Here is a 15,506-nt window from a genome sequence, read left to right as displayed (position 1 = left end):
CATAAATGGATACAAAAGAGGTACATATAGGAGACAGGGTTATCGGAGGAGGTAACCCTGTTCTGATACAATCAATGACCAACACCAGAACGGAGGATGTGGATGCTACGGTAAGACAGATCCTTGACCTTGAAAGGGCTGGCTGTGATATTATCCGCTGCACAGCTCCTACAATGGAGGCAGCTAAGGCCATATCAGAAATAAAGAAAAGGATCCATATACCTCTTGTGGCAGATATACATTTCGATTACCGCCTTGCCATTGCCTCTATAGAGAACGGGGCAGACAAGATCCGTATAAATCCCGGAAATATAGGAAGCAGGGAAAGAGTCAGGGAGGTAGTAAAATGCGCAAGTGAAAGGAATATACCGATCAGAGTAGGTGTCAATTCCGGTTCACTTGAAAAGGATCTTCTGGAGAAATATGGAGGAGTAACTCCCAAGGCTCTTGTCGAAAGCGCTTTAAGAGAGGCAGCTGTAATAGAGGATATGGGCTATGACAACCTTGTCATCTCTATCAAATCATCTGATGTTCTGACAGCCGTAGCAGCCCATAAGCTGATCTCTACAAGGACAGACCATCCTCTTCATGTCGGTATCACTGAGGCCGGAACCCTTAGAAGAGGTCTGATAAAGTCTGCGACAGGCCTGGCTCTTATCCTCTCAGAGGGTATAGGAGATACCATAAGAGTTTCTCTTACAGCTGATCCAATAGAGGAGGTCACAGCAGCAAAGGAGATATTAAAGACTCTTGGGCTGCGTAAGGGCGGAATAGAGATAGTTTCCTGTCCTACCTGTGGACGGACCCAGATAGATCTTATAGGACTGGCTGAAAGGGTTGAAAGGATAGCATCTGAATTCGATGATCTGAACATAAAGATCGCTGTTATGGGCTGTGTTGTAAATGGTCCTGGAGAAGCGAGAGAGGCTGATATCGGGATAGCCGGAGGAGACGGAGTCGGACTCCTGATCAGAGGGGATCATGTGAAGAAATTCCCGGAGGATGAGCTTCTTGATGCTCTTAAGGATGAGCTTAAAAGGATCAGAAATGAAAAGGAAATTCTTTGATGTCTTTGGAAAACTAAAAAGCGAGGACAGAGGCGGATATGTTCTGGAGAACTGTGATATAGAAAGGCTCTCCACTACAAAGGATCATTCTGTGCTTAAGGTATATCTCCGTTCGGATGCTCTTATTCCTAAAAGAGCCATCTGGAATCTTGAAAAAAAGATAAAGGATGTCTATTTCCGTGAAAAGCCGGTAAACATCACCATAATAGAGTCGTTTAATCTTGCTGCAAGCAGCTATTCCCCAAAGGAGCTTTACGAGGCATACAAGGACAGTATACTTGAGGAGATCCACAGATATTCACCTGTACTTTTTCAGGTCCTTGACAGGAGCCGGGCGGAGTTTGACGGCAACCATATGACTATAGTCATAGAGGATGAGCTTCTATGTCATGAGGTGGACAATGAGCTTGTCCGCCTTTTGAGCCGTATCCTCTGTGAGAGATTGGGCCTTGATCTTATCATCGATACCAGATATACAAAGGCCAGTTCACATGATAAGAGAAGGAAGGAAAATGAGGCCAGACTTCGTCTTGAGATAGAGCAGATAGAGAAGGATGCAGAAAAAAGACAGGAAAAGGAAGCTATAAAGAAAGCGGATGCCCCGCTCGAAAAGCATCCTGATGCAGCCGGCTTTGATAAGGAAAATAAGGAGCAGCCGTTTACCAGGAAGGTTTATCTCACCCGCTCCAAGGATCCTATGATGATATACGGAAGGGATTTTGATGATCCGCTTACCGCCATAAAGGAAATTTCCGGAGACATGGGCCAGGTAACAGTCCACGGCCAGGTCTTCATGGCTGAGGATCGTGAGCTTAGAAACGGCAAGATCCTCTATATGTTTGCTCTTACAGATTTCTCAGATTCCATAAAGGTAAAGATGTTCCTCGGAAAGGACCAGTTCGATCTCCTTAAGGCAAGAGTAAAGAACGGATCCTTCATACAGCTTAAGGGTCTTGCATCAATGGATGCCTTTGATCATGAGGTATCTATAAGTATGGTAAAGGGGATCCGTGAGATCAGTGACTTCCGTGTCAGAAGGATGGATAATGCCGCCGAAAAGAGAGTAGAGCTTCACTGCCATACAAAGATGAGCGATATGGACGGTGTAAGCGATGTCTCCGATATCATAAAGCAGGCAATCAGCTGGGGCCATAAGGCCATTGCCATAACAGATCATGGAGTAGTCCAGTCCTTCCCTGATGCAGCAGCAGCTGCAAAGGGACATGATGATTTCAAGATCATATATGGCTGCGAGGTCTATCTGGTTGATGATACAAAGACAATAGTCACAAACCCAAAGGACCAGACCCTTTCAGATACCTTTGTCGTCTTTGATATAGAGACGACAGGACTTTCTGCCGAAAAATGCGATATTATAGAAATCGGTGCTGTAAAGATAGAGGACGGAAAGATCACTGACCGCTTCAGTGAATTTGTAAACCCCAAAAAACCTATTCCTTTCAGGATAACAGAGCTTACAAGCATAACCGATGCCCAGGTAAGCTCCGCTCCCGGTATAGATGTGATCCTGCCAAAGTTCAGGGAATTCTGCGGTAACTCTGTTCTAGTCGCCCATAATGCTGATTTCGACTGCAGCTTCATCCATAATAAAGCAAGAGACCTTGGTATAGACTGGGATTTTACATTTGCAGATACCATGCCCATGTCACGCTTTCTGATACCTGGTATAGGAAAGCTTACTCTTGATAATGTAGCCAAAAACCTTGATGTCCCTCTCGGACATCATCACAGGGCAGTAGATGATGCGGAATGCACGGCTCTTATCTTTCTTGAGCTTGTAAAAAAGCTATATATGAGGGATATACATACACTTAAGGAGTTAAATGACTGCGGACATATGGACGCAGAGGCCATTATGAAGGCAAAGCCCTATCACTGTATACTCCTTGCAAAGAATGATATAGGAAGGATAAATCTGTACAGGCTTGTCTCCTTATCACATCTTAAGTATTTCAGAAGGACTCCCCGGATTCCCAAAAGCGAGATAGAAAAGCACAGAGAAGGACTTATAATAGGATCTGCCTGCGAGGCGGGCGAGCTCTATCAGGCCGTTATGCTGGGAAAGGAAAAGGAGATCATACAGCGTATAGTCCAGTTCTATGATTATCTTGAGATACAGCCTAATGGAAATAACCACTTCCTTATAGAGGATGATAAGAGCCCTGTGGATTCCGAGGAGGGGCTTTGCCAGATAAACAGGAGGATAGTAGCCTTAGGAGAGGAGTTTGACAAGCCGGTATGTGCTACCTGTGATGTGCATTTTTTAAATCCTTGTGATGAGGTATACAGAAGGATAATCCAGTCTGAAAAGGAGATGAAGGGCTATGACCATCAGCCGCCTCTCTATCTCCATACTACAGATGAGATGCTAAAAGAGTTCTCATATCTCGGAGAAAAGAAAGCCCGGGAGGTGGTAATAGAAAATCCGGGCAGGATAGCCGATATGGTCGATGTGATAGCGCCTACAAGGCCTGATAAATGTCCGCCGGTAATCGAGGACTCAGATGAGACCTTAAGGGCCATCTGCTATACAAAAGCGCATGAGATGTACGGTCCGACCCTTCCTGAACAGGTTTCTGCAAGACTTGAAAGGGAGCTTAACTCGATCATTTCAAATGGATATGCGGTTATGTATATAATAGCCCAGAAGCTGGTATGGAAGTCAAATGAGGACGGATATCTTGTCGGAAGCCGTGGCTCGGTCGGCTCATCGTTTGTCGCCACCATGGCCGGGATCACAGAGGTAAATCCCCTGCCTGCCCACTATCTGTGTCCAAAGTGTCATTATGTGGACTTCGATTCGCCGGAGGTAAAGGCCTATGCCGGAAATGCAGGCTGCGATATGCCGGATAAGATCTGTCCGGTATGCGGTCATGAATTAAGCAAGCAGGGCTTTGATATACCATTCGAGACCTTCCTTGGCTTCAAGGGCAACAAGGAGCCTGATATAGATCTGAATTTCTCAGGAGATTATCAGTCCAAGGCCCATGCCTATACAGCGGTCATATTCGGAGATGGTCAGACCTTCAAGGCCGGTACTATAGGTACTCTTGCAGACAAGACAGCCTATGGATATCTGATGCATTACTGTGAGACCCATAATATAAGCAAAAGACGCTGTGAGATGGATCGGCTGGTTCAGGGCTGTGTAGGTGTGAGACGGACTACCGGACAGCATCCCGGCGGAATAGTGGTCCTTCCTGTAGGTGAGGAAATAGACACATTTACCCCGGTCCAGCATCCTGCCAACGATATGTCAAGCGATATAATAACGACCCATTTCGATTACCACAAGATAGACGGCAACCTCTTAAAGCTTGATATACTAGGTCACGATGATCCTACAATGATAAGGAGGCTAGAGGACATAACGGGGCTTGATGCGACAAGGATTCCTCTCGATGACAAGATGGTGATGAGCCTTTTCAAGGACACATCAGCACTTGGAGTAAGCCCCGATGACCTGTGGAAGCATACTGAAATGGGAACCCTTGGTATACCTGAGTTCGGAACTGATTTCGCAATGGGGATGCTTAAGGAAGCAAAGCCAAAGATGTTTTCGGATCTGATAAGGATCTCAGGTCTTTCCCATGGTACCGATGTATGGCTTGGAAACGCACAGGACCTGATAAAAAGCGGGACAGCCGATCTTTCCACCTGTATCTGCTGCCGTGATGATATAATGATCTACCTGATAAACAAGGGACTTGATCCTGAGGAAAGCTTCACGATAATGGAGCGGGTAAGAAAGGGAAAGGTCGCAAAGCATCAGGTTGCAGAATGGGATGACTGGGTAGCAGATATGAAAGCACATGGAGTGCCGGACTGGTACAAGGGATCCTGCGAGAAGATCAAATATATGTTCCCTAAGGCTCATGCTGCGGCCTATGTGATGATGGCCTGGAGGGTGGCATACTTTAAAGTATATTACCCTCTGGCCTATTATGCAGCCTTCTTTTCTATAAGGGCGACAGATTTTTCCTATGAGAAAATGTGCCGGGGAGAGGAGGTATTAAAGCACTACCTTAAGGAACTTGACGATAAGGGAAAGAGCAATGAAAAGCTTACTGCAAAGGACAAGGGAAGCGAAAGAGATATGAGAATAGTACAGGAAATGTATGCCAGAGGCTTCGATTTCCTTCCTCTGGATCTTTACAGATCTGATGCCAGATACTTCAAGATAGTTGACGGAAAGCTTCTTCCTCCTTTCTCATCGATCGATGGAATGGGAGAGGCAGCAGCAGAATCCTTAGCAATAGCAGCAGCCCAGAAGCCGTTTCTTTCTATCGATGATATAAAGGAGAGAGGTCATGTGTCGCAGACTGTCTGTGATACTATGAAAAATCTTGGACTTCTTAAGGGACTGCCTGAGAGCAACCAGCTGTCGTTTTTCGATATGCTATAAATTTTACATGGATTTAAAGGAAACAGGATGGAAGATTTAACACAAATAAGGCAAAATATTGACGATGTTGACAACGAGCTGCTGTCGCTTTTCAAGAAGAGGCTTGCTTACTCATGCGATGTGGCAGAATATAAGATAGCCCATAACCGGCCTGTTATGGACAAGGCCAGGGAAGAGGCCAAGATCGCCCATCTGACTGAGGGAGTAAAGGATTCATTCATGGAGATAGGTATCCGTGAATTCTTTTCTCTGATCATGTCTATAAGCCGCAAGAAGCAGTACCAGATGCTGGCTGAAAGAGGAATACGGACTGATACAGGCTTCACCTGTGTCGGATCCTTCAATCTGACAGGAGTAAGGGTCGTATATCAGGGCGTAGAGGGTGCATACAGTCAGGCTGCAACCAATGATTTTTTCGGCAAGGACGTGGACTCATTTCATGTGGCTACCTGGAGAGATGCAATGGATGCTCTTCGTGAAAAAAAGGCTGATTACGCAGTCCTTCCTATAGAGAATTCTACAGCCGGTACGGTAAGTCAGAATCTTGATCTTCTAAGTGAATATGATTGTGCTATAATTGGAGAAGAGATCCTTAAAATAGATCATGCTCTTTTAGGGACAAAGGATGCTACATTTGAGTCGATAAAGCATGTATATTCCCATCCCCAGGCCCTTATGCAGTGCGCCTCCTTCCTTCGATGCGATATGGACGGAGTGGTTACGACCCAGGTCGAGAACACGGCCCTCGCTGCACAGAAGGTAAAGGAGGATAATGATCCTACAGAAGCAGCGATAGCAGGAAGCATCAATGCGAGCCTTTATGACCTTCAGGTCATAAAAAGCTCCATTCAGGATGAGAAGGATAACGAGACTAGATTTATAATCGTTTCAGCAAAGAAGATATTCAGACGCGATGCCTGCAATATCTCGATCTGCTTTACTCTGCCGAATCAGGAGGGAAGCCTTTACGGGATTCTGACTCATTTTGCCTTTAACGGCATCAATATGAGCCGGATAGAATCAAGACCTCTGAAGGGACGCCCATGGGAATACCGTTTCTTTGTTGATTTCGAGGGAAATCTCCTGGACGAGGGAGTCATAAACGCCCTTGTCGGTCTTTCCTGTGAGACAGATGATCTGAAGATTCTGGGAAATTATTAAACAATAGTATTTGAAAGAGGTTATAAATTATGAGGGTGAAAACATACGGATCTATTTATATAGGAACCTATGAGACCTCGCTTCGTATCTATGAGGTAAAAAAGGATCAGGGACTAAGGGTAATCGATGATCTGAGGAAACCTGTTTCAGTTGGACACGATATCTATACCAGTGGCAATATATCACACGAGACTATGGATAGTATCATTGATTCTCTTGTAGACATGAAGCAGGCGCTTGAGGAATACAGGATAGATTTCTATCAGGTATATGTAGGATATGCGGTTGGAAAGGCTGCGAATTTCTTGATATTATCAGACCGTATCAGACTTAAATGCGGCCTTTTCGTCAAGCTGCTTACCAATTCACAGCAGCGTTTCTATAATTATGAGGCTCTGGCTGCTCTTCCCGAATTCAGTAGGATGACAGAAAGCTCAGCCCTCCTTGCCGACATAGGAGGATCATCCATCCAGCTTACCCTCTTCCGCGACGGAAAGCTCCTTACAACCCAGCATATCCTTTTTGGGGCAGCCTCTGTAAGGGAAAATCTCATCTCCCTTGCCCAGAAGGCAGATGCGAGGGAACAGGTTTATGAGATGATACTCAAGGAAACCGATACATTCTTTAATATGTATCTGAAGGACAGGAAGCCTGAATATCTTATCCTTTTAAACGACAACTTCAATAATGTCCTTTCTCTTTTCAGCGAGAACAGTAAGCTTCAAAAGGCAATAGAAAAAAAGGATACAGTTAATTTTTTAAACAGGATAGGATCGCTTAATTTTTTCCGTAATACCTTTGAGAAGTTCGGAATAGAGGATCCTGATGGAATGGTCCTGCCATTCCTTCTGGTATATAAGGCTCTTATCATGCAGACTGACTGCAGGAAGATCTCAAGTCCGGGAATATCCATCCATGATGGTATTATCTACCATACTCTCTACAACACCGGAACACTAAGGAGCTCTCATGACTTTGACAAGGATATAATAAGTGCGGCATACTTTACAGCCGAGCGATTCGGATCCTATCAGCCACATATAAAGATGATGGATAAGATCAGCACAGCTATCTATGATGCTGTCGCAAAGAGATCGGCGCTTCCAAGACGATGCCGGATCCTTACCAGAGTCATTGCCATACTGCATGACTGCGGCAAGTATATAAGTCTTTCATCGGCAGCACTAAGCTCATATACCATAGTTATGTCATCAGAGATACTTGGCATAACACACGCTGAAAGAAAGCTTATAGCACTTGTGATAAAGTACAACCACAAGAGCCATTTCACCTATAAGGACTTAAAGGATGACCTTTCTGAGGATGATTATGTGATCTTCCTTAAGCTTTTAGCTATCCTTCGTATCTGCAATGCTCTTGATTCAAGTCACAAGCAGAAGTTCAAGGATATGTCTATAAGGCTCAGAAATGATACCCTTTATATAACGGTATCTTCACAGCAGCCGCTGAATCTGGAAAAGGAATATTTCAGTGAAAAGGGACAGTTCTTCTTTGATATATTTGGAATAAGACCGGAAATAAAGGACAAAAAGGAATTCTAAGGAGGGCAAAATGGATATAGATTTTTCAGATCCGAAATATTATGAAAACAGGGAACTGTCCTGGATGAAGTTCAACCAGAGGATATTAAATGAAGCAAAGGATAATAAGCTTCCACTTCTGGACAGATTCAAATTCTTAGCGATCACAGCATCGAATCTGGACGAGTTTTTTATGGTAAGGCTTGCCTCACTTGTAGACATGGTCCATGCAGGCTATAAGAAGCGTGATATATGCGGTATGACAGCAAGCGAGCAGCTTGATACCTTACGGAAGGAGACCCATCAGTTTATAGACAGGCAGTACAGCTGTCTGAACAGGTCACTTAAGTCGCAGCTTGAGAAGAATTCCATCTGTATTCTTCATAGCTACAAGGACATGACAGATGAGCAGAGGGAATATGCAGATGCCTATTTCAAGGATAATGTATTCCCTGTCCTTACTCCAATGGCCGTCGATTCATCAAGGCCATTCCCTCATATAGCCAACAAGACCCTTAATCTGGCAGCTCTTCTTACACCAGAAAAGGGCTCAAGACTTCTTAAGGATTTTGACAAGCCAGGTGAGGTCCAGTTTGCGACTGTTGCCGTGCCATCGGTACTTCCAAGGCTTGTTTCCCTTCCTTCATCGAAGAATAAGGAACAGGATTTCATCCTGCTCGAACAGATAATAGCGGGCAATATGGACAAGCTTTTCCTTAACTATAAGGTCATCTGCACCTATCCTTACAGGATAATGAGAAATGCTGACTTCGAGCTTGACGAGGAGGAGACAGCAGACCTGATGAAGGAGATGGAGAAGCAGCTAAAGAAGAGAGAATGGGGAGAGGTTATCCGACTTGATGTCGAGGATGGAATAGATGAGAAGCTGCTTGATATCCTGAAGAAGAATCTCAAGGTAAGCGATGATGCAGTCTATATGATAAACGGACCTCTCGATCTGACTATCTGCATGAAGATTGCCTCACTGCCGGGCTATGATGACCTGAGAGAAGAGCCCTTTACTCCTCAGCTGAATCCAAGAGTAGCTGATTGTCACGATCTCTTTGCCGAGATCAGAAAAAAGGACCTCTTTTTCCAGCATCCTTATGACTCATTTGATACCATAGTAGATTTCATAAAGCAGGCATCTAAGGATCCACAGGTCCTTGCCATAAAGCAGACCCTCTACAGGGTATCAGGAAATTCTCCTATCATCGCTGCTCTTGCCAGGGCAGCTGAAAACGGCAAGCAGGTCACAGTCCTTGTCGAGCTGAAGGCCCGTTTCGATGAGGAAAATAACATAGGCTGGGCTAAAAAGCTTGAAAAGGCAGGCTGCCATGTCCTTTATGGTCTGGTAGGCCTAAAGACTCATTCCAAGATAGCTCTTGTTGTAAGACAGGAGGAGGACGGAATCAGGCGTTATGTCCATCTGGGTACAGGAAACTACAACGACAAGACCGCAAAGATATATACCGACTGCGGTATACTTACATGCTCAGAGCTTATCGGAGAGGACGCTACGGCTCTTTTCAACATGCTTTCAGGCTATTCAGAGCCTGCATTCTGGAACAGGCTATTAGTTTCACCTATCTGGCTTAGAAACGGGTTCTACCGTCTGATAGACAGGGAGATAAGCCATGCCAGATCAGGAAAGAAGGCCAAAATAGTAGCCAAGATGAACTCGCTCTGCGATAAAAAAATGATCGCAAAGCTCTATGAGGCAAGCAATGCCGGAGTAGAGATCCATCTCATAATAAGAGGTATCTGCTGCCTGCGTACCGGAATCCCAAAGGTCAGTGAAAATATTACTGTCGAATCAATAGTAGGCACCTTCCTCGAGCACAGCAGGATCTTCTATTTCTACAATGATGGAGAGGAGGAGGTCTATATGGGCTCTGCTGACTGGATGCCTCGTAACCTGGACCGTCGTGTGGAGGTCGTTTTTCCTGTTGAGGATGCTGATATAAGGGAAGAGGCCAGGCATATCCTTAAGGTCGAAATGGCTGATAATCTGAAGGCTTATTTCCTTAAGCCTGATGGCAGTTATGAGAGAAAGGACAGGAGAGGACAGAAGAGTATCGGAAGTCAGATGGTCTTCTGTCAGGAGGCAATAGAGAGAACCGAGGAGGCCGAAAGCAGAAAAAATAAGGAAAACTACGAAGGAAGGCTTTTTACTCCGGCCAAGCCTCCAGAAGAAACTGAATAGTCTGAATATATGCAAATACTCTTGTGGTTTTCTGTACTCTGTATTATAATAACATAAAGGTTATGGAGTTTGCATAGGTCGCCGGAAAGGAGGCTGGTATTATGGAAGCTTTATACAGAGTAGAAAGGATAAGTCCTGTTGCTGACAGTCATGGAGACGGATCAGAAGCAGCCTTCTTTTTCAAAAAGCGTGCGAAGAAGGAGGATGGAAGCGGATTTTCCCCTGTTTTTCATGACTATTCACAGTCATTCCTTAACAGCAGAAGTGCAAGTGAGGTATTTGAGGGAATACTCAGATTATAAAAAACTCTTGACATGAGAGGATATCTATGCTATCATATCTACCGTTGTGAAAGCAGAGTATCCCCTCTCACCTGATCACCCGGTTGGTGTGCATCAGTGTTTACATATCGATCAGAATGATTGTATTGAAGTGGATAGTCTGTGCTATCCACTTTTTTTTACGTGTTGCGGAGTAATGCGCTGCGGCAGGACTGCTGCGTAAGAGCTCGACGAACTGGAGGTGTACCATTAGCGAATTATTGATTAATGAAAAGATCCGGGCCAGAGAAGTAAGGCTTATAGGAGAGCACGGAGAACAGATAGGCATAATGAGTGCCAAGGAAGCTCAGTTTAAAGCCAGAGAAGCAGACCTTGATCTGGTAATGGTATCTCCTAATGCACACCCCCCAGTGTGCAAGATCATAGATTATGGTAAGTATCGCTATGAGCTCGCCAGAAAAGAGAAGGAAGCTAAGAAAAAGCAGAAGGTTATCGAGATAAAGGAGATCCGTTTTTCTCCAAATATCGATGAGAATGATCTGAATACCAAGCTCAATAATGCAAGGAAATTCCTTGCAAAGGGCAATAAGGTAAAGCTCACTCTGCGTTTTCGCGGACGTGAAATGGCTCATATAAAGGAGACCCGCCACATCCTTGATGATGTAGCAGAAAAGCTCGTGGATGTAGCCACAGTGGAGAAGCCTTCCAAGCAGGAGGGCAGAAGTGTAAGCCTTGTGCTTGCACCGGTAAAGGAAATCAAGAAATAAGGAGGACAGAAAAGTCATGCCAAAGATGAAGACCAAAAGAGCAGCTGCAAAGCGCTTTAAAGCAACAGGAACAGGTAAGCTGAAGAGAAACAAGGCTTTCAAGAGCCATATCCTGACAAAGAAGACTACCAAGCGTAAGAGAAATCTTCGTAAGGCAGCTATGACAGATGCTACAAACGAGAAGAACATGAAGAAGATCTTACCATATCTTTAATGGTGAGTGGTAGTTAGGAGGAATACATAAATGGCAAGAGTTAAGGGCGGATTAAACGCCAGAAAAAAGCATAACAAGGTTTTAAAGGCAGCTAAGGGATACAGAGGAGCAAGGTCAAAGCAGTATCGTGTGGCCAAGCAGTCTGTGATGAGAGCTCTTACAACTGCTTATGCAGGAAGAAAGCAGAAGAAGAGACAGTTCAGACAGCTCTGGATCGCACGTATCAATGCAGCAGCAAGGATCAACGGTATTTCATACAGCGTTCTGATGCATGGCTTAAAGCTTGCAGGAGTTGATATCAACCGCAAGATGCTTTCTGACATGGCTGTTTCAGATGCAGAGGGTTTTGCAAAGCTCTGTGATCTTGCAAAGAGCAAGGTAGCATAAGACTTTGATCTCATAATGCGGCTATCCTGCTGCATTATGAGTTTTTTTATATGGAGAGATTCTATTGAGAGAAAATGATGACAAGATCACAAGGTTTCCGGGAAAGATTCCCAGGATTCATATAGACTTCATTATTCTGGTTCTTTTTTTTATATATATTGTCTTCCATGTTGTTTCACTTTTCTCAGGGAATCATATACCGGTTACAGAGGTCAGACAGGGTCAGATAGTTGAAAACGACAATCTCCGTGCCATAGCCATAAGGAAGGAGACTCTTGTAAGGACTGACTCATCTGGTCAGGTGGTATATCTGATCCCTCAGGGAAATGTCGCCGCGAAAAATTCTCAGGTGTCAGGTATCGACAGGACCGGAGCCTTTGTTTCAACCCTAAAGAAGCAGAACGAAGGTAAAGAGGAGCTTTCAGATATACAAAGGGAGCAACTTGTAGAGCTCTTATCTAATTTCAATAAGGGATATTCTCCGAATTCTTTTTCTGAGGCCTACCAGCTCCTACAATCAGGTGCTGATATTTTAAATATTGCTAATGGAGACCGGATAAAGAGCACTCTTTCTGAGGTAAAAAAGGATTCCGGCTCAGATGTCGATTTCACACCCATAAAGGCTCCTACAGAGGGGCTTGTATGCCTTTCGTATGACGATCTCTGCGGCATAAGCGCAGATCAGGTAGGTGCGGACAGCTTTGATCCTTCGCGTCTTAATACTAAACAGCTCTCCTCTGGTCAGTCGCTTTCCTCAGGAGATGTGGCCTTTCGTCTTGTTACCGATGACAACTGGCAGCTTGTATGTAAGCTTAATGATAAGATGGCCGAGCGTCTTAAGGATAAATCAGTAATAGAGATCCGCTTTGAGAAGGATCATACGACAGCCTGGGCCAATGCAGCTATAAGTGAAAGACAGGGAAGGAAATATCTGGTGCTTTCTCTTGATGATTCGATGGACAGGTTTGCTGAAAGCAGATTTTTAGATATTGGTCTTATGCTTGATCAGGTGAAGGGACTTAAGGTTCCGGATTCTTCACTTGTCAAGAAGATTCTATATCATATTCCATCGGAATATGTTACGACAAGCGGATCTTCAAAGAAGCCTGGTGTTTATACAAAGGATGGCAGCGAAAGCCTTTTTCGCAAATTCAGGCTATACCAGAAGGCAGCCGATGGAGGTTACTGGGCAAGCTTCAGTAAGGCAGACAATGATACCATCATCTTAAAGCCTGATTCGGCCTCAGTGAGCCTGTCCCTGTCAGACTGCGATGTGAAGAAGACCTATGGCGTATATCTGGCAAACAAGGGATACACACAGCTCATTCAGGTTATCCTGCTTTACAGAAACAATCAGTACAGCATAATAGAGCCTGTATACAATAATCAGCTGAGACTTTACGACAGGGTGGTTCTTAAGGCAAAGGGTGTGAAAGACGGACAGATGCTTAATGACAACTAAGGAGTGATACTGATGGGAATAGTTACTGAAAATCTAAAAGCTGTTGAAGAAAGAATCCATGCTGCCTGTGACCGCGCCGGGAGGGATGCCTCTGAGGTGACTCTTATTGCTGTTAGCAAGACAAAGCCTGTAGAAATGCTGATGGAAGCATATAATGACGGGATCCGCATATTCGGTGAGAATAAGGTTCAGGAGCTTACCGGAAAGATCGATAAGATGCCAGATGACATTGAGTGGCATATGATAGGCCATCTGCAGAGAAACAAGGTAAAGTATATTGCCGGAAAGGTAGCCCTTATCCATTCTGTAGACAGCTTCAGACTTGCTGAGGAGATCAATATACAGGCCAAGAAGCACGGAGTAATAATCCCTGTCCTGATCGAGGTCAATGTGGCAGACGAGGAAAGCAAATTCGGAGTAAAGCTCGATGAGGCAGAGGATCTGGTCGCAGAATGTGCTTCACTTGACGGCATAACCGTAAAGGGGCTTATGACCATAGCACCGTTTGTCGAGGATCCAGAGGATAACAGGAAGGTTTTCAGGACTCTGAAGGATAAATCGGTTGACATAGCGGGCAAAAAATATGATAATGTGAGTATGGATGTTCTGTCCATGGGAATGACTAATGACTATGAGGTAGCCATTGAGGAGGGTGCCACAATGGTCCGTGTCGGCACCGGAATTTTTGGAGCACGTTATTATAATATATAAGAGAGGTCGTTTATGAGCATATTTGATAAGTTCCTTGATGCAGTAAATCTTCCGTCAGACGATGATGAATATGATGACGAGGATTATGAAGAAACAGAAGAAGAACGTCCTCGTCGCAGAACCAGGGACAGGGATGAGGCCGCATCTTCGAAAATCACCCCTATAAGATCAAAGGAAAGCTCCCAAAGAAGGTCATATAAGGCGGCTGACGGCATGGCTGTTGCATCAATAAAGCCGACTTCCTACGGCGATATACAGGAGATTGCAGATACTCTGATAAGCGGTACGACAATACTGCTAAATACCGAAGGACTCGACATGAGCGTAGGACAGCGTATAATAGACTTTGTTTCTGGTGTCTGCTACGCTAAGGAAGGCAACCTGCAGCGGGTATCGAATTTTATATTCCTTATTACTCCGAAGGATGTGACTATCACTGGTGACTTCCTTCAGATGGTGGATAATCTGCCTGGCTCTATATCATCGGTACAGTCACTGCAATGAAGACAGATACAGATGATTTTATCCGTAAGAGATTCAATGACCTTGACCAAAGGGCCAGTGCAAGAGCCTATCCGGTTTATACAGATTTCTGCGATGCGAGAGAGCTTTCTATTCTCCATACCATGCACTTTTTCTCTACTGTAACTACTGATGGTGGATATGAATTGTCAGAGCGTCAGATGGTATGTTTTATGCCCTCTGACGCTTTTTTTGAACAGAATGGAGACTTCCCCTTTAAGGCCATAAGGATTTCCTGTCGGAATCAGAACTTTGCCGAGTCCCTGACTCACAGGGACTATCTGGGGGCTCTTATGAACCTTGGTATCAGAAGAGAACTTCTTGGTGATTTGCTTGTAGACAGTAAAGACCATTCATGCACCCTGTTTTGTGTTGACAGGATCGCTCCCCTGATCCCTGACAATATTATTAGTGTAAGGCACACCGAGGTCTTTGCTTCGCTTATTGATTTTCATGGATCAGATATCAGGCCCTCATTTCGCCAGGAGACTATAATCATAAGCTCAGACCGGCTTGATTCTCTTGTCGCAGCAGCAGCCCATACCTCAAGGACTAAAGGATGCTTACTTATCGATTCTGAAAGAGTGATGATAAACAGCCGCATAGAGAAAAGTCACACCAGGCAGATCTCTTCAGGGGATATAATAACAATCCGTGGAAACGGAAAATTCCGTATCAGTGATTTCACAGGATTGACAAATAAAGGACGGATAAAGGTCAGCATAGAATGGTATGACTGACCAATCAGATAATTGGATGAT

The 15,506-nt window shown here is 44.6% G+C and carries 13 protein-coding genes; all 13 read left to right on the top strand.

Annotated elements, in window-relative coordinates; genetic code table 11:
* Positions 1-5: 5 nt before the first annotated feature.
* The 13 genes from ispG to ACTNCK_RS00625 all read left to right on the top strand — a co-directional run bounded on the left by ispG (position 6) and on the right by ACTNCK_RS00625 (position 15,485).
* Entirely contained in the window at positions 6-1,067 is a 1,062-nt protein-coding gene (ispG, locus tag ACTNCK_RS00685; RefSeq protein WP_441080346.1) for a flavodoxin-dependent (E)-4-hydroxy-3-methylbut-2-enyl-diphosphate synthase, read from the top strand.
* A complete protein-coding gene (locus tag ACTNCK_RS00680; protein WP_441080345.1) occupies positions 1,048-5,493 on the top strand; it encodes a PolC-type DNA polymerase III in 4,446 nt (1,481 codons plus the stop codon). The genes ispG and ACTNCK_RS00680 overlap by 20 nt, the downstream gene beginning before the upstream one ends.
* Before the next feature lie 27 nt (positions 5,494-5,520).
* Complete coding sequence (gene pheA / locus ACTNCK_RS00675) at positions 5,521-6,654, top strand: prephenate dehydratase (protein ID WP_441080344.1); 1,134 nt, start codon at positions 5,521-5,523, stop codon at positions 6,652-6,654.
* Between the two features lie 29 nt (positions 6,655-6,683).
* The gene (locus tag ACTNCK_RS00670) at positions 6,684-8,216 is read left to right on the top strand and encodes a hypothetical protein (RefSeq protein ID WP_441080343.1); all 1,533 of its coding nucleotides are present in this window, start codon (positions 6,684-6,686) and stop codon (positions 8,214-8,216) included.
* A gap of 10 nt (positions 8,217-8,226) precedes the next feature.
* Entirely contained in the window at positions 8,227-10,401 is a 2,175-nt protein-coding gene (locus tag ACTNCK_RS00665) for an RNA degradosome polyphosphate kinase (RefSeq protein WP_441080342.1), read from the top strand.
* A 101-nt stretch (positions 10,402-10,502) separates the two neighbouring features.
* On the top strand, positions 10,503-10,703 hold the full coding sequence (locus ACTNCK_RS00660) for a hypothetical protein (protein WP_441080341.1): 201 nt from the start codon (positions 10,503-10,505) through the stop codon (positions 10,701-10,703).
* Between the two features lie 239 nt (positions 10,704-10,942).
* The gene (gene infC / locus ACTNCK_RS00655) at positions 10,943-11,449 is read left to right on the top strand and encodes a translation initiation factor IF-3 (protein WP_441080340.1); all 507 of its coding nucleotides are present in this window, start codon (positions 10,943-10,945) and stop codon (positions 11,447-11,449) included.
* Between the two features lie 16 nt (positions 11,450-11,465).
* Positions 11,466-11,663: a 50S ribosomal protein L35 gene (gene rpmI, locus ACTNCK_RS00650; protein ID WP_441080339.1), complete on the top strand. Its 198-nt coding sequence runs from the start codon at positions 11,466-11,468 to the stop codon at positions 11,661-11,663.
* A gap of 30 nt (positions 11,664-11,693) precedes the next feature.
* A complete protein-coding gene (rplT, locus tag ACTNCK_RS00645) occupies positions 11,694-12,050 on the top strand; it encodes a 50S ribosomal protein L20 (protein WP_441080338.1) in 357 nt (118 codons plus the stop codon).
* 64 nt (positions 12,051-12,114) lie between these two features.
* The gene (locus ACTNCK_RS00640) at positions 12,115-13,512 is read left to right on the top strand and encodes an HlyD family efflux transporter periplasmic adaptor subunit (protein ID WP_441080337.1); all 1,398 of its coding nucleotides are present in this window, start codon (positions 12,115-12,117) and stop codon (positions 13,510-13,512) included.
* A gap of 18 nt (positions 13,513-13,530) precedes the next feature.
* A complete protein-coding gene (locus tag ACTNCK_RS00635) occupies positions 13,531-14,223 on the top strand; it encodes a YggS family pyridoxal phosphate-dependent enzyme (RefSeq protein ID WP_441080510.1) in 693 nt (230 codons plus the stop codon).
* Between the two features lie 12 nt (positions 14,224-14,235).
* Positions 14,236-14,727, top strand: coding sequence for a cell division protein SepF (locus ACTNCK_RS00630; RefSeq protein ID WP_441080336.1), 492 nt, complete (start codon positions 14,236-14,238; stop codon positions 14,725-14,727).
* Complete coding sequence (locus tag ACTNCK_RS00625; protein ID WP_441080335.1) at positions 14,724-15,485, top strand: YlmH/Sll1252 family protein; 762 nt, start codon at positions 14,724-14,726, stop codon at positions 15,483-15,485. The genes ACTNCK_RS00630 and ACTNCK_RS00625 overlap by 4 nt, the downstream gene beginning before the upstream one ends.
* The last annotated feature ends 21 nt before the right edge of the window (positions 15,486-15,506 follow it).

The organism is Candidatus Weimeria sp. HCP3S3_B5 (assembly GCF_052064335.1).
GTDB lineage: Bacteria > Bacillota > Clostridia > Lachnospirales > Lachnospiraceae > Weimeria.
Note: the sequence above shows the minus strand (reverse complement) of the source record. Positions and strands in the feature narration are given on the sequence as shown.